The sequence below is a fragment of the Enterococcus sp. 5B3_DIV0040 genome (assembly GCF_002140755.1).
In the GTDB taxonomy this organism is placed as follows: Bacteria; Bacillota; Bacilli; order Lactobacillales; family Enterococcaceae; genus Enterococcus_D; species Enterococcus_D casseliflavus.
Genome location: NZ_NGLC01000002.1, coordinates 643,886 through 663,735, shown reverse-complemented (window position 1 = coordinate 663,735; position 19,850 = coordinate 643,886). Strand labels below are relative to the sequence as shown.

General features: G+C 44.6%; 17 protein-coding genes. 1 reads left to right on the top strand and 16 read right to left on the bottom strand.

Features of this window, described 5'->3' with window-relative positions:
- The first annotated feature begins 36 nt into the window (after positions 1 to 36).
- On the top strand, positions 37 to 930 hold the full coding sequence (locus tag A5883_RS15505; RefSeq protein WP_086338980.1) for a hypothetical protein: 894 nt from the start codon (positions 37 to 39) through the stop codon (positions 928 to 930).
- A gap of 24 nt (positions 931 to 954) precedes the next feature.
- On the opposite strand, the gene A5883_RS15500 is transcribed toward A5883_RS15505, so the two are convergent.
- The 16 genes from A5883_RS15500 to mutL all read right to left on the bottom strand — a co-directional run bounded on the left by A5883_RS15500 (position 955) and on the right by mutL (position 19,840).
- Positions 955 to 1,212, bottom strand: a complete 258-nt coding sequence (locus A5883_RS15500) for a hypothetical protein (protein ID WP_008376271.1) — start codon at positions 1,210 to 1,212, stop codon at positions 955 to 957.
- Between the two features lie 457 nt (positions 1,213 to 1,669).
- Positions 1,670 to 2,629, bottom strand: coding sequence for a LacI family DNA-binding transcriptional regulator (locus tag A5883_RS15495; protein WP_015508838.1), 960 nt, complete (start codon positions 2,627 to 2,629; stop codon positions 1,670 to 1,672).
- A gap of 13 nt (positions 2,630 to 2,642) precedes the next feature.
- Positions 2,643 to 5,936: a GH36-type glycosyl hydrolase domain-containing protein gene (locus A5883_RS15490; protein ID WP_086338979.1), complete on the bottom strand. Its 3,294-nt coding sequence runs from the start codon at positions 5,934 to 5,936 to the stop codon at positions 2,643 to 2,645.
- Between the two features lie 15 nt (positions 5,937 to 5,951).
- Positions 5,952 to 8,102, bottom strand: coding sequence for a glycoside hydrolase family 3 N-terminal domain-containing protein (locus A5883_RS15485; RefSeq protein ID WP_086338978.1), 2,151 nt, complete (start codon positions 8,100 to 8,102; stop codon positions 5,952 to 5,954).
- A gap of 6 nt (positions 8,103 to 8,108) precedes the next feature.
- A complete protein-coding gene (locus tag A5883_RS15480; protein ID WP_081357390.1) occupies positions 8,109 to 8,888 on the bottom strand; it encodes an endonuclease/exonuclease/phosphatase family protein in 780 nt (259 codons plus the stop codon).
- Positions 8,879 to 9,799 (bottom strand): acetylxylan esterase, encoded by a 921-nt coding sequence (locus A5883_RS15475; protein WP_016609538.1) that lies wholly within the window; start codon positions 9,797 to 9,799, stop codon positions 8,879 to 8,881. The genes A5883_RS15480 and A5883_RS15475 overlap by 10 nt, the downstream gene beginning before the upstream one ends.
- Entirely contained in the window at positions 9,792 to 10,394 is a 603-nt protein-coding gene (locus A5883_RS15470; protein WP_086338977.1) for a DUF624 domain-containing protein, read from the bottom strand. The genes A5883_RS15475 and A5883_RS15470 overlap by 8 nt, the downstream gene beginning before the upstream one ends.
- Before the next feature lie 298 nt (positions 10,395 to 10,692).
- Positions 10,693 to 12,294 (bottom strand): sugar ABC transporter substrate-binding protein, encoded by a 1,602-nt coding sequence (locus A5883_RS15465; protein ID WP_005227174.1) that lies wholly within the window; start codon positions 12,292 to 12,294, stop codon positions 10,693 to 10,695.
- Between the two features lie 14 nt (positions 12,295 to 12,308).
- The gene (locus A5883_RS15460; RefSeq protein WP_005227173.1) at positions 12,309 to 13,190 is read right to left on the bottom strand and encodes a carbohydrate ABC transporter permease; all 882 of its coding nucleotides are present in this window, start codon (positions 13,188 to 13,190) and stop codon (positions 12,309 to 12,311) included.
- 11 nt (positions 13,191 to 13,201) lie between these two features.
- Complete coding sequence (locus tag A5883_RS15455) at positions 13,202 to 14,113, bottom strand: ABC transporter permease (RefSeq protein WP_005232388.1); 912 nt, start codon at positions 14,111 to 14,113, stop codon at positions 13,202 to 13,204.
- A 352-nt stretch (positions 14,114 to 14,465) separates the two neighbouring features.
- On the bottom strand, positions 14,466 to 15,467 hold the full coding sequence (gene ruvB / locus A5883_RS15450) for a Holliday junction branch migration DNA helicase RuvB (RefSeq protein WP_005227171.1): 1,002 nt from the start codon (positions 15,465 to 15,467) through the stop codon (positions 14,466 to 14,468).
- A gap of 14 nt (positions 15,468 to 15,481) precedes the next feature.
- Positions 15,482 to 16,072 (bottom strand): Holliday junction branch migration protein RuvA, encoded by a 591-nt coding sequence (gene ruvA / locus A5883_RS15445; protein WP_086338976.1) that lies wholly within the window; start codon positions 16,070 to 16,072, stop codon positions 15,482 to 15,484.
- A 181-nt stretch (positions 16,073 to 16,253) separates the two neighbouring features.
- Positions 16,254 to 16,685, bottom strand: coding sequence for a peptide-methionine (R)-S-oxide reductase MsrB (msrB, locus tag A5883_RS15440; RefSeq protein WP_008376288.1), 432 nt, complete (start codon positions 16,683 to 16,685; stop codon positions 16,254 to 16,256).
- Positions 16,686 to 16,773: 88 nt separating this feature from the next.
- Entirely contained in the window at positions 16,774 to 17,172 is a 399-nt protein-coding gene (locus A5883_RS15435) for a GFA family protein (RefSeq protein WP_086338975.1), read from the bottom strand.
- 2 nt (positions 17,173 to 17,174) lie between these two features.
- Positions 17,175 to 17,735, bottom strand: coding sequence for a Maf family protein (locus A5883_RS15430; protein ID WP_086338974.1), 561 nt, complete (start codon positions 17,733 to 17,735; stop codon positions 17,175 to 17,177).
- Complete coding sequence (mutL, locus tag A5883_RS15425; protein WP_086338973.1) at positions 17,732 to 19,840, bottom strand: DNA mismatch repair endonuclease MutL; 2,109 nt, start codon at positions 19,838 to 19,840, stop codon at positions 17,732 to 17,734. The genes A5883_RS15430 and mutL overlap by 4 nt, the downstream gene beginning before the upstream one ends.
- Positions 19,841 to 19,850 lie beyond the last annotated feature (10 nt).

Sequence of the window (19,850 nt, the reverse complement as noted above, 5' to 3'; positions counted from 1 at the left end):
GTTAGTAAATTATTAATGAAAAAGGAGATTAAAACAATGAAGAAGTTTTTAATTAGTGTAGTGTTTGGTATATCAGTTTTAAGTTTTGGTCAAATAAATGGTTATGCAGATGAGAATGGTTTTGAGATAGATGAAACTAATCAATCATTAATTAATGAGGCAATATCCAATGAAGAGTCCAATAGAGAGTATATTGATGGTGTAATTAGAATGTTTGAAGATTCTGATAGTGCTGAAGAGTTCAACGCATCTTTAAATGAGAGTTTAACAGTTTTAAATTCCTATGATGCCGAACAAGATGCATTGTTGGAAGAGTATAAAGCGGACGTTGCCGAATCAGTTGATCCTTTTTATGTTGAACCAAAGTCTAAGATAGGTGCTAGATCATCGGTAACTCCTGCAAATCCAGTTTATGCGGCTGCAATTGCTGCATACAATAAAGGTATATCAATGGTTAAGAAAAAAGGTCACAATCAGACTGCTGCTTATATGAAGCACGCCATTATTTCTGCTGAGAATTACTATTGGAATCCAACATGGAAACCTTCGACATATGTTAATAAAAACGATAGCTGGGCAAAGACTGTAGACGGCGAGGAGTTAATGACCGCTTATTATTCTAGACTTAAAAAAGAAGCATTTTCTACAGGTAAAAAATCTGGTTCTTTCTCAGGAAGTTATACATTTCTAAGCGGCCAACTTCACACAGCGTTACGTGGAGTTAGTTACACAGTAACTTATAAGAAACAAGCCAATGGAAATTATTGGACTCAAGTAAAGGTTACGGATATATTTGATTTCAAATGGGAGCTAAATGGTTATGATGGCAACTTCGAGGTGGGATTCGGAAACAATTATTGTTATGCAATGCAAAGAGCAGGCTTTATCATTCCTTATAAAATCGAAGTGATCCACGAAGTTTCTAGATAGTATAAAAAGAGATGAGCTTTACGCTTATCTCTTTTTGTTTAAGATATATATAATGGATTTTACTAGTGCACCCAAGAAAAGTATCAGGGCTAATACCTTAAAAACTACACCAAGTTCCCAGTTGATTGATCCTTCTCTTAAAAGCTCCTGTTTTTGGGATTTGCTTAGTCCTTCAACGCTTACAGGAATCCAATTTACACTTAAATAGACACCTATAAGTAGCGAAATCATTGAATATATATATAGGATTCTTATTTTTAAACCTTTTAAAAAGTTAATCATCTTAGCACTCCTTTACAAACTATTATATCAGAAAGCTAGCTTTAAATAATTATCGCTAATATAATTTAATAATTTGTGAGTACTTTTTATAAGAGGTTACTTTTGTCCGACCACTTGGTTATGTTGGCTATTTTAATATTCCTAATTTTATCATAGCCAACCTTATTACCACCAACATATATTTCTAGTTCATCATGCCCCCTAAGTATGGCCAACTATATCAGGAAAGTAATTCCCATCTCGATCATGCGCTTCAATTTAGATAGCTACTGATTTGTTCTTGAGTGTTGCCTGATTTAAAGTTTCGGCGATCTCATTAACATCCATCTGGAACTTTTGAATTGGTTTACTTCTTTCAATAGTTCTTTCTCCATCAATTGCTTTGGTATGTTCTGTAAGATAAAATCCTTCCCATTTCACCATTCCTTTTTCAACTATTTTTTCTTTAATGGATCAATTAAATAAATGATCCGCCATCCACAAAAGTGGTATAAATATGCTCGTCCGCCACTGGATCCCCTTGGATCGATTGTACGATTTTCTCAGCTGCCACCATGCCCCATCGATGTTTCGAATAGGAGATCGTCGCTAAGCGCGGCTGCACAAAAGCGCCTAATTCCGTGTTATCAAACCCGATGATGCGGATCTCTTTTCCGATGCGATAGTCGGTCTCGCGGACATATTTGTAGACACCGATCGCCATTTCATCATTGAAGGCAAAGATATCAATGGGAAACTGGGGATCATTTGCTAAGAGCTGTTTTGCCGCTCGATAACCAGAAGGTTCCGTGAAGTCACCAGGAATGACTTCATAAGGAATACCAAAGCGCGTCAATTCTTTCGTACTGGCTTCCAAGCGCTCCCGACTGTCGTAGCCTTTTTCTGGCCCTGCTAAGAGGAAGACTTTTTGGCTTTGTCCAGCGATCAAGCGATCGATCGCCAGCGCAGCCCCTCCTTTATTGTCTAACAAGACTTGATGGATGTTTTCATGAGACAAGACACGGTCTAACACGACGATTTGATGCCCTCGTTGGGCGTATTGCTCGATTTCCTTTGCTGGAAACGTCCAATCCAAAATAATGGCACCGTCCACCATCCGCTCAGGAATAAACAAGTGTGATTTCTTGCCGCTGCAGACGATCATTTCATAGCCGAAAAGTTCCAGCCCTTTCTTGATGCCATCTAGCAATTCCCCATAAAAACTTCCGGCGTAATCGGCGAGATAAACACCGATGATGTTGGTTTGTCTGCGTTTCAGTGTGCGAGCAGCCATGTTCGGAACATAGTTCAATTCGTTTGCGATCGCTTGAATCCGCGCGCGGGTTTCCTCGGTCACTTTTGGACTGCCATTCAATGCATACGAAACGGTGGATATGGAGACACCCGCTTTTTGGGCAATATCTTTGATTCCTACCATGGCTTCTCCTTTCTTAACGATAAATATCGATCGTATTGGTTTGGTTTTCGTTTAATTTGGCGCAAAGTGCTGCTTTCTTCAGGACAAGCGCACCTTGACGGTAGCGATTTTCCGCAAACTCAGTGGACATTTCTTCCCCGTTGATCAATACTTTCGGCGTACTTGCCGAATGATAGACGATTTCGACCGGCCGATCAAAGAGTCGATACGTCAGTGTCAACCCTGCTAGCTCCGCTGGCAAGACGGGATCAAGTTCAACGTGATCAACAAAAGTACGTATGCCTAACACATTGCTGATCAACTGATTCATATAGATCCCTGGACCACTAGAATAGATGCGCCAGCCGCCTTTGACGCCGACTGCTGCCTCCTTAAGTTTACCAAAATTTTCTTGGGCTTCAACCCTTGTTTTGAAATCGCCATCAGAACTGCTGAAATACGCGTTTGCTTGACGGATCTCCGCGTTTTCGACCCGTTGAGCGATCTGGATCGGATTGATGACCCCAAGCGCTTGCCAAGTCTCTTCTTCTCGACCTAATTTCGCCATCGCTTCGGTAAAGCGGATGTGGGCGTGAACGTACTGCAAACCGATTTCTCGTCCAAAGTTGGCTGCTTGTTCTGCTCGCTTGAAATTGGTGCTGACACCACCCGCATAAGTCGCTGGACGATTCATCAAGCGCACCCCATCTGGAAATTGCAAATGCTCCTTGATGATCGCCACATGATGATCGGCTTGTTCGGGAGATAACAGCTCACCGATCATGCTTTGTTGCATCGGCAGCAAGCGGTATTGGATACCAGTTTTCTTGTCAGTCGGATGGACCATCAGTTCCACGTGCTCGCTATCTTCCATATAGACAAATCCTGGCAAAGTGCCATCAGCAGCTAACATGTATTTTTCAAAGTCGTGTTTGATGCCCTTAGACAGTTCTGTTAAATGTTTGGCATACTCTGGGTCAAATGCCTGCAACTGGCTGGCTAATTTTTTCAATACTTCATAGGTCAAGGCAACGGTCCAGCTGCTGGCCATTTGTTTCTTCAACTTACTGTTATTTGGCTGCAAGGTGTCATCCCAATCGCCATCGCCATAACAAGACAGGTACGTTCCTTCCAAGAAGTTCGCTTCGATATACGCCACTTCTTTTTTCAAATGATCAAACAACGAAGCTTTGGTCTTGGTTTTCAGGAAGGTTGCGCGATCCGTATAAGGCAGTTCTTTTTCCAAAATCGTGAAATCTTTGGTTTTTTCGAGATAGTCACTAACGACTTTCATTGGCCAGACGATCACATCTCCGTGGCTCTCATCGGCTTTTTGTTTCTCATAGCGATCAAACATAAACCATTGTGGCCAGTTGCCGTCATCTGCAAATTGATTTTCAAACAAATGCTCGATGATGGACGCCACCATTTCAGGACGATTAAGTGCTAAGAAATACTCAGTCGGTCCTTGGGAAACGTCTCGAGTCCCCCAAGCAGCACCACCGTACTGTTCAAGACCATGAGGAGACAAGTAATGAACAAGCATATTGTGGGTGTACCAGCGTGCCAAGTGATTGAAGGATGTAACGTCCGCCTGCGAATGTTTCAATTCAAACTGATTCAACAAATCATCGACAAAGGCCGTATAGGCAGTGTCTTCTTGCTGGCGATCTAACGTTTCGGAAACAAAGGGTTCACCAGTCAGTGTGCCTTGGATCACGAAGGAAACCGTCGCCTGTTCTGCAAAGGTCAATACGGTCGTGCTATCAGCAGCGGCCACATTGAATATTGCTTCATCGGTCAGTTCAAAAGGCTGAGCTGCATGGAGATAATACGTCAATTCTGGATAAGTTTCCGCAATCGGTGAATCCGCTGTTCCTTTGATGGTGAGCAATTGTTGGTCTTGCGTAACAGCAGCAGTCGGTGCGGCTTCATCGATCCCCATCACAAATTGATTAGTGATGGCCCAGGTGTAGGCACGTCCTGCTTCACTGGTGATGGTGGTTGCGATCGTGCGTCCGTTTGCTTTCGTGAAGGTCGTTACTTGAATGACATCATCCGCTGTTTTGTAGTACCACGTCGCCGAATTCAAGCCCATTTCAAAAGCAGATGGCATCGTTAAAATCCGCCATTGATCGCCGTCTTTCAGATAGATCCGCTGACCAGAACGTTTGAACAGATTCAATGAGTTGCGGCTATTACTCAACAATTTATTCATGTTCGTATTGCCTAATACGATTTGGGAGTTAAACATCCCCGTCATGTAAACAGTCGTGCTCAAAATGGGTTGATCGACGATCAACTCTTGTCCGCTCATCAAAATATGCCCATGGGAGCGTTCCATCTGTGCTTCTTTTTCCTTCAATACGACATGGTGATAGTCAGGGGTAAAAAAGGAATAAAGCTGTTGGTCAACGATTTCCACTGCTTCTTGCTGCGGGAACCGCTCGTTGATTTCTTCTGTGGAAAATGTCAGCCCTGTGAGCGGTCGACCGAAGTTTTTTCGTTGCTGCGCCGTTGCTTGCAACGAGTCAAAGGACAAGGCTTGATACGTTTCTTTTAGCGTTTCAAGTGCAAACTGCGGTTCATTGACTGCCGTCGCTTGATTGGCTTTGACCGCTGCGTAAAAAACGATTTCCGTAGGCGTCTCACTTACCGTCAACCATTGCGTTTGCAGTGCCGTATAGGCAAATTCGTATTGATACACTTCATTGGCTAACGTTTCTTGGCTAAGTGCAGCTGGTTGATTCGTTTCTTTGTAGCTGCGACCGAAAAATTGATAGCCATCCGTCGAGAAACCTTTTAAGGCTTGGAAGCTGCCCTGTTCCACCAATGGAAATTGACCATTTTGTGGTTGATTTTGGCGCGAAGAAAGCACGATGCGATCCTTATCATGGCTAACATGATGATCGATATATTGCGAAACATAGGCTTCATTGGATTGAACAGCACCTTTGGTGGCATTGCCAAGGTCTTGTCCGTAAACTAGTTCCGCTTCCCCAGAACCACTCAATTGAACCCGCCAGAACCAGCAATCTTGTGCCAATTGGAAATCAACTTGGTAATCGATGGACTGGTACGTCCCAGTCCAAGTCAGCTGTTTTTCTGAGTAGGCAAAGGCACTGTTAGCATTTGAACCGATCAAGGGAATAAAGGACAACTCCCCCGCCTCACGCAGACGTAGATAGATTTGATTCAAACTACCATCTAGCGCATTTCCGTTCAACTGATTGATCATCACACCGTGACTTTGGATCTCATATAAATCACCGTTTGGTAAAAACGTCACGGTCGTATTTGCGTTATTCATCACTATTTTTTTCGTCATAGAAACCTTCCTATCTTACCTAACTAATTGCAGGGTTGTTTGTTGGGTGTCTCGGCTGTTCCCACCAATCATGATGTGGAATTTCCCTGGATCACTGCTTAATTGTTGGTTGCTGTGGACATAGCGCAGCAGTTCTTCCGTGATCTCAAATTGAACGGTTGCTGATTCGCCAGCCTCTAGCCAAATTTTCTTAAAGCCTTTCAGTTCTTTCACTGGGCGAACCACTTCACCGACTAAATCGCGAATGTAGCATTGGACCGTTTCCCAGACCGCTGCTGTTCCTTGGTTCGTAACAGTGATGGAAGCCGTGACCGTTTGATCTTTGGTCATAGTCGGCTGATCCAACGTCACCGCAGAATACGCAACTGGGCTATAACTCAAGCCAAACCCAAATGGATATTTGGCATAATTGGAGACATCCAAATATTTCGAGACATATTTTTCATCCGGTGCACTTTCATAAGGACGACCGGTATTGTCAACGTTGTAATACACAGGAACTTGTCCAACGGTTTCTGGGAATGACATGCTCAAGCGACCGCTTGGATTGTATTCTCCCCACAGGATCTGAGCAAGTGCGTTTCCGCCTTCGGTTCCAGGGAACCAAGCCTCGACGATCGCTTTGGCTGCATCTACACCTTGCAAATCAAGAGGACGACCGTTATAAAGAGTTACGATCAATTGCTCGTTGTATTCTTTTAAGGTTTCAACCAAGGACAATTGGGCTTGCGGCAAACGAATGTCGCTGCGGCTGGCAGCTTCGCCGCTCATCCATTCCTGCTCTCCTAGTGCTAAGACCACTTTATCGGCTGCCTTCACTAATTCGATTGCTTCTTGGATCGCCGTTTCAGACGGTGCAAAATAATCAAAGGGCTCTTGACCGATCAACAGATCCGCACCCAAGGCTTGGGCACCCTCCACTAAAGTCACTACTTCTTCTTGTTTCCCTTGCCAAGACCAAGCACCTAATAGATCACGGGAGTGAGCGCCTGGGCCCACGATCGCGACTTTTTCGGTTTTCTGCAACGGCAGGACACCTTCATTTTTCAACAACACCATTGATTTCTTTGCGATATCGCTGGCGATCTCTCGGTGTTCTTGAGACAAAACAGTGGCTGCTTCAGCGGCTTCATCAGCGCCGCGGTATGGATTTTCAAATAGCCCTAGCTCATTTTTTAAGGTCAAGATTCTTAGCACCGCTTCATCGACTAAGGCTTCCTCAACGGTGCCTTCTGCGATCAACTCTTTCAAGTTATCGGTGTAGCAAGTCGTCATCATCTCGATATCGACCCCAGCTTTGATGGCTAGTTCAGCGGCATGTTTTTCATCCTCCGCTGCGCCATGAGCGATCACTTCTTTGATTGCTGCCCAGTCAGAGATCACAACGCCTTCAAACCCGAATTCTTCTCGCAAAACATCGCGGAAAAGCCAGCGATTGGCCGTTGCTGGAATGCCGTCTACCGTATTAAAGGAGGTCATCACCAGCTTGGCACCAGCATCAAGGGCTGCTTTATAGCCTGGCAAATAACTTTCTCGCAGTTGGCGTTCTGACATATTGACCGTGTTGTAATCGCGACCACCGATAGCCGCACCGTAAGCCGCAAAATGTTTGACACAAGCAGCCACGCGGTTGAAATCCGTTCGCAGATCATCCCCTTGATAGCCTTTGACAAAGGCTTCAGCGAAACGACTGTTCAAGTAAGGATCTTCCCCCGTCGATTCCATGACACGGCCCCAGCGTGGGTCTCTTACTAAGTCCACCATCGGTGAAAAGGTCACATGCAAGCCAGAAACAGCTGCTTCTTTGGCAGATACTTCCGCCATTTTCTCCGCTGCTGCCAAACCCCATGAACTACCTAATCCTAATGGAATCGGGAAAATCGTCCGAAAGCCGTGAATGATGTCCGCCATCAATATCGTCGGGATATTCAAGCGGTTATTGGCGATATACTCTTTTTGGACGCGGATCGCTTCTTTTGCACCAGAAACACCTAGCGTTGTTCCCGCGTTGTTGATGTTTTCTTGTGTCAGTCCTAAGTCGCCCATCGGACCTGTTTTCTCTTCTGCTTTATCTGAATAAAAAGCCGCTGCCAGTTGCAGCAACTGATCGATTTTTTCATCTAAGGTCATTTCTGAAAGTAGTTCGGTTAATTTCTGCTGTTCCATTTTTATTCATCCTTTGCTTTCTTCAAATTGGACTTCTGCTTCTAAAGGGAAATGATCGGAGGGAAAACGACGATCATAAGAATCCGTTAGACAGGCGGTTTTGACCACCGTGAAGCCTTTCGTATAGATATAATCAATTTCTTCTAGTTCTTGCCATGGTAACGTATAAATAAAATTTTGATAGGAGCCTTTTGGCCCATGATGGGGCTTTTGTCCATGTTCTTTGGCATTTTGAAAATGCTGCTCTAAGTACCGATGCACCCGCTCCGTTGGCTCCGCATTCAAGTCGCCCATCAGCAATACAGGATAGCGTTCGATCTGATCTGCCAGCTGCTCAAGGATCACTTTCATCCCTTCAAAACGAGCCATTTCTGAAATATTATCTAAATGAGTCGTGATAGCAAGAAACGGCGGATTCTTTTTTTCCTGCAAGACTGCCCAAACACATAAGCGTGAATACGCAGCTTCTGGATGAATACTTGGTTCAGTCGGTGTCAATGACAACCAAAACGAACCTGAAGCTAATAACTCGAAAGCCTCTTTTTGATAATACAGTCCGATGCCTTCGCCTAAGCCATCACCGTCACGTTCAGCCGTGACGGAAGCATACTGCGCTAACTTTGCTAAATCTGCAAATTGGCTGGGACGAGCTTCTTGGATCGCCAGAACATCCCAGTCGTAGTAATCGATCAAGGAGCAGACCGCCTCCGATCGATAGTGCCATTGCCATTCTTGGTCATAGTCGGTATCGACTCGTAGATTATAGGTTGCTGCTTTCATCTGCATTCATTTCCTTTGAGTAATTTTGTGATTTGCTGCATCTCACGTCGGATTTGTTTCGCTTCGCCGCCGCCATGCCCTTTATTTAAGTAAATACGTAATTCTTTCGGTCCAGGAATCTTTTTATAGGAAACGAAGAAATCTTCCATGGGACAGATGGGATCAGCACTGCCGACCGATGTATAAACAGGACCAGTTATCTGATGAGCAAAATACTTCAAATCAAAATAACTCATGACTTGATAGATCGTTTCCCGCGTTTCTGGAAATTGTTCGATATACTCTTGAATCACCTGGTAACTTCCTGTTTTTTGTTCGATCCGATGGACAAGATTGGAGTGGCTTGGCACATCGGCAAACGTCGCAAAAATCGGGACGTTCGTTAATGCGTTGACCAATAAGGCGATGCCGCCTCCTTGTGAGCCGCCTCTTAAAATAATGCGCTGCGGATCGATTTCCGGTATCTGTTGAAGGACTTCTAGTGTGCGCAAACTATCTGCGACCAATCGCTTCATATAAAAATCTTCTTTTTTCAAGATGCCGCGTCCAAAAGGTGCTTCATGCTGCGTGGTTTCATAGGGAACCTGATCTTGCGTGCGTCCCCCTTGTCCGCGATTGTCGATGACAAGACAGCCGCAGCCGATCAATAACCAATGAGCAAATTGGAACGGTTCTTGCACATGATTCATATAGCCTAAAAAATCAATCACGATTGGACAATCTGCCGCTTGTTCTGGCAGCAGCAGATGCCCATAGATCGTTTCATTACCAAGACTTTGAAAAGAAATCGTAAAACAATCAATCCCTTTCAGCAAAGGCGCTTGTTTGGTTCTTTCAAAGGCTAGCGGAAGGGTGTCAAGTTCTTGTTGGACCGAAGCCCAAAAATAGGATCGATCCGTCGCTGTGGATTCAGTCATTTGTCTCTTCCCCCTTCGCTAATACTTTATTGAAAAACAACACTTGGACAAAGGCTGAGCCTGAGATCCCTAAACAAATAAATAAGAATAGGTTCACTTTGCTGCACAATACAAAGACAAGAATGGGGATCACCAATAAAATGATCGCATTCGCCGTACTGCTAAGAACCGCATAGGCCGTTTCTTTTGCTGTTTCTTGCAATGATTGGGCAAACAAGCTGTACAAGAGAACGAACACGACGAGATACAGCGCAGCCAAGCTGACGAGGATCACGGCTAAAACGCCAAAGTAAGGTGTAATCATCATCAAGGAATAGATCAACCCAGCAAAGACTGCGACATACGCAATAATAAGACCTTCTAAGAAGAGCCCACGTTTGAGGTTGCTTAAGAATGCTTGCTTGTATCGCTGCCAAATCGGGACATCCCGTTCCTTGTACAATTGATCGATCGTCTGATACAGCGCGATCAATGCTGGTCCTGCGAGAATCAGCGTCATCGCTGGAATCATAAAGAGAAAACTAACAATGATCATATCTGCTAAAAAAGCAAAGACCCGATAGTACCATCCTTCATAAGAAAATAGTCGATTCATTATGATCCTCCAATCAAAACTTGCTGATTTGTGCTGCGGGTGCTACGTAAACTTGTTTCTTGCCTTCTTGTGAATTTGGGTCGTTTCTCAACGTACAGTTTTCTGGGTTGCAGCTTGCAGCTTGCATGTCTCACTACGTGAGCCAATCGCAGTGATTCTTTGTACGGTCACTACGCTCCCTGCGGTCGCCTAGTACTTTGAAACATCAGATTTTGCGCAAAGTACGCGCAAAACCTGTGTTTCAAAGCAAAGGAGAGGAAAGGTCTTTTTTTTGGCTTCCTTTCCTCTCCTATGGGGGTTATTTTAGTCGTTCGCGGTTTTCGGCCATTTTTTCAGTTTTAATGTCTTTGATTGCATCCCAGTTGTTTGAATCTAAGAAGCTTTCAAAGTCGGTTAGTGTGCTGTCAAATGTTCCTTCATCTTTTGAACGGATCAATGAGATGATCGTGCTGTTGATTTTGGTTTTGATGGCTGTGTTTGAACGTGCTTCAGCAGTTCCAGCATCTGGATCCGTATTTTCGATCACAAAGTGTGGATACAATTTGCCTTCGCCCCACTCTTGCATTTGAGTCAACGCATTTTCGGTTTTGACTTTCAGTGCATTGACACGGTCATTGTTAAAGTAGTTGAAACGGCTGATACCATATTTTTTGTTGTAGCCTTCGTTGTCGGTTTGTTCCATTTCTTTGATTTCTGGCAAGTAATCGATTTTGCCTTCATCGTTGTATTCATACGTCACGCCTTCAACACCGAATTTTGTCAAAATTTGTCCTGGTTCATCGATCAAGTACGTGAAGAGTTGGGTTACTTTTGCTGGATCCGCCGCATCTTTTGTGATGTAGTTGATCAACCAGCCAGAGATTCCTGTTTGGTTCAAGGTTGCTTCACGACCAGACGTGCTGGCAGGGCCATCGATTGCGATGTAGCGTGTGTCAGAGTTTTTCATGAATTCAGTGAAGTTCCCACCTTGTCCGCTCGTTCCTGCGACTAAGATCGTTGCATAGTCCCCTTGTTTTACTTTTTCATCATAGGTTGGACCGTCATCGGTAAAGCTGTCATCACTGATGTTGCCGTCACGATACACTTGATTGAAGGTTTTCAACCATGAGATATATTCTTCATCTAAATTACGGTCGTAGAACGCACCATCTTCATCTTCTAATGGAACACCTAAGAAATCTTGCAATTTATCTAAGAATGGTCCTGCTGTTTCGCCGATCGTTGTGAAGCCCATTGGTGTTAAATCAGGGAATTTCTCGCTGATTTCTTTCATGACTTTCACATAGTTTTCTGGAGTCGAAACATCTGGTTTGCCTAATGCTTCATAGACATCTTCACGGATCACAAAGTTGTCGTTGACGGGAATATTGCCGCTTTCGTAGTCTGCTGCTGTGTTGGAATAGTTTGGATAGCCATAAGTTTTGCCATCATCTAAAGCAAACCATTTGAAGGTATCTTCGGTCACGACATTCATCAAATACGGATCGTATTGTTCCGCTAAATCGTTCAATGAGTATGCCCAACTATCAGCTTTTGTGGCTGCTTGGCTGGTTTTATCCATCAACGTCACGATATCAGGCATATCACCACTTGAAATCAAAGCATTTAATTTCGAATCATCCCCTGAAATAAATTCAATATCAATGTTCAAATCTTTTTTGATTTGGGCTGTCGTCACATCTTCACCAAATGGCAAAGCTGTCCAGTCTGAATTGATGTACCATGTGATCTTGGTTGGTTCTTCTTTGGTATCGAGTTTCCATGCTGGTGTCTTTTCATCTAACTCATACCGATCTTTGATAGAAAAATCCGAACTGCTGGCATTGTCTGAGCTGCCGCCACATGCTGCTAAGCTGAGTAATGCTGATGCTGCCAATAAACCGCCTACTACTTTTTTCATGTCTATCCCTCTTTCTATTCTTTTACTGCACCGGCCATCATACCGCCGATAAAGTGTTTTTGAAGCAATGGATATATAATTAAAATTGGCACTGTCGTGATGACGATCGTAGCCAACTGAACCCCACGGGTCGTTGCTTGGACGATAAAGTCGGTACTACCGCTTTCAGTCATCGTACTCAAGTTGGATTGGACGATGATTTCATAAATCTTCATTTGCAGCGGATAGAGATACTCTTTTGTGATATACAGTTTTGTCGTCATAAAATCGTTCCATTGGCCAACCCCGTTGAACAAGATGATGGTTGCCAAGGCCGGTTTCGTTAATGGTAAGAAGATTTTATAGAAGATTTGGAATTCACTTGCACCGTCGATCTTCGCAGATTCTTCGAGTGAAGGCGGAATCTCACGGAAAAAGTTCATTAAAATCACGACATCATAGTAGCTGAACAAGGCTGGAATAATGTAGACCCAGAAAGAATCCAGTAATCCTAGCGAGCGAATCAGCAAGTATGTTGGAATCATCCCACCACTGAAGTACATGGTGATGACCCCCATCGTTGTATAGATGTTGCGGCCGACCAAGCGTGATTTACTCAATCCGTAAGCCACGATCGCACAAAACAAGGTATGGGTCGCAGCCCCAAGAACCGTTTTTAACACTGAGATCAAGAAGGCACGGGGGATACTTGCGTCAGAAAAAACTTTCCGATAGTTTTCCCAGGTAAAGCCTTTGGGCCATAACACGAGGCCGTTGCCCGCTAATCCAGAACTAGAAGACACGGAGGAAACCAAGATATTCCAAATCGGTACGATGATCATCAATGAGAATAAAATCAAGATCACGGTATTGAAGAAGTAAAACCACGTGTTTTCTTTTGCTTTTCTTTTGATCATGTTTTTTCCTCCTATAAGATAACTGAATTGCCGTTGTTCAACTTGCGGGTCACTCGATCCGTGATCACCAATAAGATGACAGAAATGACCGCGATCCCCAAGCCGACAGCAGTTGCATAAGAGAAATCACCTTGCGTCAACCCCATTTTATAAACGAAGGAGTTGATGACTTCTGAACGGTTTTGGTTCTGTGAATTCATTAAAACTAATGTTTGATCTAGGTTTGACCCTAAGATACCGCTCACATTCAGAATCAAGTTTAAGGAGATGATCGGTGTCAGTAATGGCAATGTGATTGAACGAATCTGTCTTAGCTTGCTGGCACCATCGATTCGTGCGGCTTCATAAAACGTTGGATCGATCCGCGACATACCTGCCAAGTAAAGGATCGTTCCCCAGCCGACTTCTTTCCATAGATCAGAAAGGACCGCGATCCACCAATATTTGCTTGGATCCAATAGATGATTGACCCCTTTGTCCATCAATCCTACAGACATCAGCACTTGGTTGATAAAGCCGTTCGTTGACAGCCAAGAAATCATCATCCCACCTAGCACGATCCATGAGAAAAAATGGGGAATGTATGAAACCGTTTGAATAAATTTCTTCAAGCGGCCATCTTGCATTTCAAAAATCATAATGGCTAACACAATCGGGATCGCAAAACCTAAACCTAATTTCAATAAGCTGATGGCTAACGTATTTCTAACCGCTTCCCAGAAAAAACTGTCATTCATAATGATACGGAAATTCTCTAACCCGACCCATGGTGCTGATGAAATCGTGTCAATCACCGTATAGTTTTTGAAAGCGATTATAATTCCGTAGATCGGAATATAATTAAATACGATCATAAATGCCACGCCGGGAAAAACCATCCAGTGAAGCTGCCGTTGACTATAAAACTTTTGCAGTTTACTCATACACAAAATCTCCTTCTTTCTATCCTCGCAACACTACCTATATCTCCACATTTTGGTGAAACGTTTCTACAAAAAGATTATATCCGCTGCCAATCGAAAATGCAAGCCTTTCCAATTATTTTTTTCAGCTTTTCTTTTTTCACAAATTTTGTTGGGTTCCTCACAAATAAAAAAGCTTTCATATCAGCTTTTTCAAAAGAAATAATTTTTACAAACATTTCCGTTTAATCAAATTTCACAAATATTGTATTTTTTCAACATCGATTAATTCTCAGAAATCATTAAAAAATAAAAAGAAACGTTTCACCAAGAACACAAAAAAGCAGCAACCATCGCTGATTGCTGCTTCGTTCTATTCACTTCTTTGGGGATAGCCAAAATGGTCATAGGCTAACGGCGTTGCGATCCGCCCACGCGAGGTGCGTTTCAAAAATCCTTTTTGGATCAAAAACGGTTCGTACATATCTTCCACTGTTTCGGTTTCTTCCCCGATATTGACAGCGATCGTACTTAATCCCACCGGGCCGCCTTGATACAATTCGATCATCGTGCGGATCAATTTCTGATCGATATAATCCAAGCCAGCATGATCGACTGCCAAAAGCGCCAATGCCTGGTCAGCAACGGTGCGATCGATCAACCCATCCGCTTGCACTTGCGCATAATCGCGAACTCGTTTAAGCAACCGGTTGGCGATCCGTGGAGTGCCTCGGGATCGGCGGGCGATTTCGATCGCCCCTTCTTCCACGATATCCGTTTCAAAGATCGACGCAGTCCGCTGCACGATCTCTTTTAAATCATGGTCTTCATAATATTGCATATGAGAAATGATCCCGAAACGATCCCGTAGTGGCGCCGAGAGCATCCCCGCCCGCGTCGTTGCGCCGACTAAGGTAAACGGCGGGAGCGGAAAATGAACTGGGTGAGCCGTTGTCCCTTGCCCCACCATGATATCCACATAAAAATCTTCCATTGCCGAATAAAGCATTTCTTCGGCGACACGAGGCAAGCGATGGATCTCATCGATAAACAGAACATCCCCCGGCTGCAGCTCATTCAAGATTGCAATCAAATCCCCTGGTTTTTCGATCGCAGGACCGCTGGTCGTCTTGATTTGGACCTGCATCTCGTTGGCGATCACCATTGCCATCGTTGTTTTCCCTAAGCCTGGCGGACCATATAAGAGGACATGATCCAACGCTTCTTCTCGATTTTTCGCCGCTTGGATATAAATCGAAAGCTCCTGCTTGACTTTGTCTTGTCCGATATATTGGGCAAGGGTTTGCGGACGCAAGGATTTTTCGATGATCTCTTCTTGTTCTGTGCTTTCTGGCGAAACAATTCGTTCATCCATCGTTTACTTGCTCCTTACTTTTTCATCATCAATCGGAGAGCTTCCCGCAAGTACTCATCCGTCGATTTTGTGGTATTCGCCGCTAATTGTTTTTCGGCTTTCTTGACTTCTTTTTCGCTATAACCCAATGCTTTCAAGGCTTCCATCGCTTCATCTAAAGCAGTCGTTGCTACGCTTAGAGGAACGATCGCTTCTTCTCCAACCAGTTCAGCCACTTTGCCTTTCAAGTCTAGGATCATTTGCTGCGCCGTCTTTTTACCGACACCTGGGAACTTAGTCAAATAATTGACGTCCCCATTTTCGACTGCCGTGATCAACCCTGTATGGTCTTCATTGGCCATGATTGCTAACGCACTCTTTGGTCCAATACCTGAGACACTGATCAATTTTAAAAACAACTGCTTGCCTTCGATCGTGGCAAAGCCGTAGAGACTATGAGCATCTTCACGAATCACTTGGTGCAGATAGATTTTTACTTCTTGGTTCAACTTGCCGCTAAATGAATACGGATTGCCAAAAGCGATCTGATAGCCGATGCCATGTGTCTCAACGACGATATACGCCGGTAAGATATCCGTTACTTTTCCTATGATATATTCGTACATGTGCTTTCCTTTCTGTACATATGTTCCCTTTATTGTAGCACAGACGAGAGGGCAAAAAAAGGACTGTGAACGAAGGAAAAGGCTTAGCAGGAAACAAACGGAGGAAAAACCGTTGTTTCAGTCGCATTTTTTCAAACGAGACATGCTGCTGCGTCTTTTTTTCGCACACAGTTCCTAATACTTACTCAACGAGTGATTTGAATTCGCCATAGCCTTTTTCATCCATTTCTGCTAAAGGGATGAACTTCAATGCTGCCGAGTTGATACAATAGCGCAAACCGCCTTTGTCCTGAGGACCGTCTGAAAAAACATGTCCTAAATGAGAGTCAGCTTCTTTGCTGCGGACTTCTACCCGATGCATGCCGTGAGAAAAATCGGCTTTTTCTTGAATATCTTGGCGACTGATCGGTTTCGAAAAGGACGGCCAGCCACAACCTGCGTCATATTTATCAGTAGAAGCAAACAATGGTTCTCCGTTGACGATATCAACATAGATCCCTTTTTCATAAAAATCATCATACTCGCCAGTAAAGGGGCGTTCGGTTGCATTTTCTTGGGTCACCGCATATTCGATCGGCGACAATTTTTCTTTTAATTCTTTTTTATCTGTCATTTTTTCACCTGCTTTTCCTCTAGACTCATCCTGTATGCTCTATCATGCCTTTTTTCTTAGCGAATGTAAAATGACTTGCTCAAATTGCTTAAGGGTTTTGCAGCTTTTGCCAACGAGTCGTTGGTTCCGCAAAGTGGTAAAAATGCGGTTGGTCTTTTGTATAGATTTCTTCGGTTAAGACAGCTTCTGGCAAGTTGCCAAACAACCCAGCCGCAAAAAAATAGGTGTGTGCTTCTTTGAGGTAAAAGAACAGGCTCGAGCCGCATTGACTGCAGAATCCTCGCTGTGCCCACTCAGAAGAATCGTAACGTCGCAGCCACTTCGCTCCTTGAAGAGCCATCTGGTCCTCAGCGCATGGCGCAAGAGCAAACATTGGTCCGCCGTGAAATTTCTGGCAGAGACTACAATGACAAACCGTGATTTCTTTCGCAACTCCCGTCAAGTTGATCGTGACTTTGCCGCAAAGACAACTACCAGAAACATCCATCCTTATTCCTCCTCCGTAAACTCTTGCAACAACTGATAGACCGTAGCGACAGGAAATCCTACGATCGTATAAAAATCGCCGTTTATCGATGAGACAAATATTTTGGCTCCCCCTTGGATCCCATAGGCGCCCGCTTTGTCTTGGTACTCATCTAAGGCAAGATACTTGTCGATCTCTTGATCCGTCAAAGGACGAAACACAACTTCCGTCGAAACCACTGCTTCGCGTTGCTGTTTGCCTTTTTGCAAAACGACGGCGGTATGCACCCAATGGGTCCGTCCGCTCATTTTTCGCAACATCGACCGAGCATCTTTACGGTCGACTGGCTTTCCTAAGATCTCTTCACCCACCACGACCGTCGTATCGCTCGCGATCACCAGATCTTCAGGATAGGTTTGCGCAATAGCCGCCGCTTTTTCGGCTGCCATCCGTTGGACATAAGGGATCGCCGCTTCGTTTGGTCGGACCGACTCGTCGATATCCGCTGGTATGACCGCAAATTCCGAGACTAACTCCGCTAATAATTCTTTGCGCCGCGGCGACTGTGAAGCCAAAATAATCATTCCATGCCACTCCTTGCTCGATGAGGATCTTGAATCCGTTTGAACATCCGCTCCATGTCGCTGTTGGTGAAATGGATCAGCACCGGGCGACCATGGGGACAGTTGAAGGGATTCTCGCATTTCGCTAAATCTTGCAACAAGATCCGGGCTTGTGCTTCATTCAAATAGTGATTGGCTTTGATGGATCGTTTGCAGCTCATCATGATCGCTGTTGCTTCACGAAACTTTTTGACACTGACACTTCCTGTGGTCAATAACATATCGATCATTTCGCGGATGATGGCTTCTTCTTCACCGCTAGGGTACCACGTCGGGTGCGCCCGGACGATGAAACTATTGGTCCCAAAAGATTCCAGATGGATCCCGACTTCTGCCAGCTTTTCACTTTGGTCCTGCAATTGCAGCGCATCGCTGTTGGGATAATCCAAAACGATCGGCACTAACAATTCTTGCAGGTCATTGGTCACTTCGCCGATTTTTTCGCGGTAGTACTCATATTTGATTCGTTCTTGTGCCGCATGCTGGTCGACGATATATAGACCCGCCTCGCTTTGGGCAAACAAATAAGTCCCATGCATCTGCCCAAAATAATCCAGTTGGGGAAAACGCTCCTTCGCTGGTTCTTCTTCCAGCAACCGTTCGACCGTTTTCAGGTAGTTGCGGTCATCCCCATGCATTTCAGGGTGCAGAGTCGCTTGACTTTGCAGATCTTGCGCCGTAAGCTCTGGCGTCTCATCTGGGAGAAAGACTGGCGCTTCTGGCAGCGACGCTTTTGTTTCCGTCTGGCCTTCCACAAATGGTTTTCGGACAGGCTTATTTGGCAGCGTCTCTTCCAAACTGCGAAAGGTTTCCTCGGTTTCTTCCAACAGGTTTTCGCTAGATTCCTGTGGCATTTCTGGAAGTTTTCCACCTTCCTCCACAGGTTTTTCCACAGAGTTATCCACAGTCTGTTGATAAGTGTTGCCCTGCACCTCAAATTTCCCTGTTTCGCGATTATAAGACAACCCAGAAGTCGAATTTCCTGCTGACTCCAGTTCCAAGCCAAGCTGCTGGGCTTTTGGCTGATCGGCCACTTTTTTCTTGAAACGCAGATTGTCAGCCGCGTTAGGAATCAAATTGATTTCCCGCAGCGCCTCATTGATGGCTTTACTGATTAGCTTGGTCAATTCTTCTTCTTTTGACAAACGAACTTCTTGCTTAGTCGGATGAACGTTGACATCGACTAATAAGGGGTCCATTTTGATTTCAAGGACAGCTAATGGAAAACGACCGACCATCAATTTTGATCCGTAACCAGCAACGATCGCTTTATTCAAAGCGAAATTGCGAATATAACGACCATTGATGATCGTGGATAAATAGTTGCGGCTGGCTCGGGTGACTTCTGGCAGTGACACAAAGCCAGTGACTTTAAAGTCGAGGTCCTCAGTATCGATCGCGATCATTTTTTTGGCGGTTTCCACCCCGTAGATCCCTGCGATGGTTTGTTTTAACTGCCCACTTCCAGTGGTGCTCAACATCTTATTGCCTTCATGAACGAGACGAAAAGCCACTTCTGGATGGCTCAGGGCGATCCGATTGACGATATCGCCGATGTTCGCTAGTTCCGTTTGCAGCGTCTTGACATATTTCAAACGTGCCGGTGTATTGTAAAAGAGGTTTTCCACAGTGATCTTGGTTCCTTGCCGCAAGTTGGCAGGCAGATGCTCTTCAACAGCGCCGCCTTTTAAGCGCACAAAGGAGCCTTGTTGGGCGCCTTTGACTGCCGTTTCAATCGAGAGGATCGAAACCGAAGCGATACTAGGCAAAGCTTCCCCGCGAAACCCGAGGGTACGTATTCGAAACAAGTCATCCCGATTGTGGATTTTACTGGTGGCGTGGCGTTTAAAGGCAGTCAAGACATCTTCTTCTGCAATTCCTTCGCCATTATCGATGACTTGGATTTTACGCAAGCCCGCTTCTTCAATAAAAATATCGATTTGGGTACTGCCGGCATCCACGGCGTTTTCAACTAATTCTTTGACGACAGAAGCCGGTCGCTCAACGACTTCTCCTGCCGCGATTTGGTTCGCCAGACGTTCGGATAACTCTTGGATCTTTCCCATCTGCTGACCT

Bases quoted from the DNA above. Each gene is read 5' to 3' on its own strand.
- A5883_RS15505 (WP_086338980.1), top strand. From the start codon at position 37: ATGAAGAAGTTTTTAATTAGTGTAGTGTTTGGTATATCAGTTTTAAGT.
- A5883_RS15500 (WP_008376271.1), bottom strand. From the start codon at position 1,212: ATGATTAACTTTTTAAAAGGTTTAAAAATAAGAATCCTATATATATAT.
- A5883_RS15495 (WP_015508838.1), bottom strand. From the start codon at position 2,629: ATGGTAGGAATCAAAGATATTGCCCAAAAAGCGGGTGTCTCCATATCC.
- A5883_RS15490 (WP_086338979.1), bottom strand. From the start codon at position 5,936: ATGACGAAAAAAATAGTGATGAATAACGCAAATACGACCGTGACGTTT.
- A5883_RS15485 (WP_086338978.1), bottom strand. From the start codon at position 8,102: ATGGAACAGCAGAAATTAACCGAACTACTTTCAGAAATGACCTTAGAT.
- A5883_RS15480 (WP_081357390.1), bottom strand. From the start codon at position 8,888: ATGCAGATGAAAGCAGCAACCTATAATCTACGAGTCGATACCGACTAT.
- A5883_RS15475 (WP_016609538.1), bottom strand. From the start codon at position 9,799: ATGACTGAATCCACAGCGACGGATCGATCCTATTTTTGGGCTTCGGTC.
- A5883_RS15470 (WP_086338977.1), bottom strand. From the start codon at position 10,394: ATGAATCGACTATTTTCTTATGAAGGATGGTACTATCGGGTCTTTGCT.
- A5883_RS15465 (WP_005227174.1), bottom strand. From the start codon at position 12,294: ATGAAAAAAGTAGTAGGCGGTTTATTGGCAGCATCAGCATTACTCAGC.
- A5883_RS15460 (WP_005227173.1), bottom strand. From the start codon at position 13,190: ATGATCAAAAGAAAAGCAAAAGAAAACACGTGGTTTTACTTCTTCAAT.
- A5883_RS15455 (WP_005232388.1), bottom strand. From the start codon at position 14,113: ATGAGTAAACTGCAAAAGTTTTATAGTCAACGGCAGCTTCACTGGATG.
- ruvB (WP_005227171.1), bottom strand. From the start codon at position 15,467: ATGGATGAACGAATTGTTTCGCCAGAAAGCACAGAACAAGAAGAGATC.
- ruvA (WP_086338976.1), bottom strand. From the start codon at position 16,072: ATGTACGAATATATCATAGGAAAAGTAACGGATATCTTACCGGCGTAT.
- msrB (WP_008376288.1), bottom strand. From the start codon at position 16,685: ATGACAGATAAAAAAGAATTAAAAGAAAAATTGTCGCCGATCGAATAT.
- A5883_RS15435 (WP_086338975.1), bottom strand. From the start codon at position 17,172: ATGGATGTTTCTGGTAGTTGTCTTTGCGGCAAAGTCACGATCAACTTG.
- A5883_RS15430 (WP_086338974.1), bottom strand. From the start codon at position 17,735: ATGATTATTTTGGCTTCACAGTCGCCGCGGCGCAAAGAATTATTAGCG.
- mutL (WP_086338973.1), bottom strand. From the start codon at position 19,840: ATGGGAAAGATCCAAGAGTTATCCGAACGTCTGGCGAACCAAATCGCG.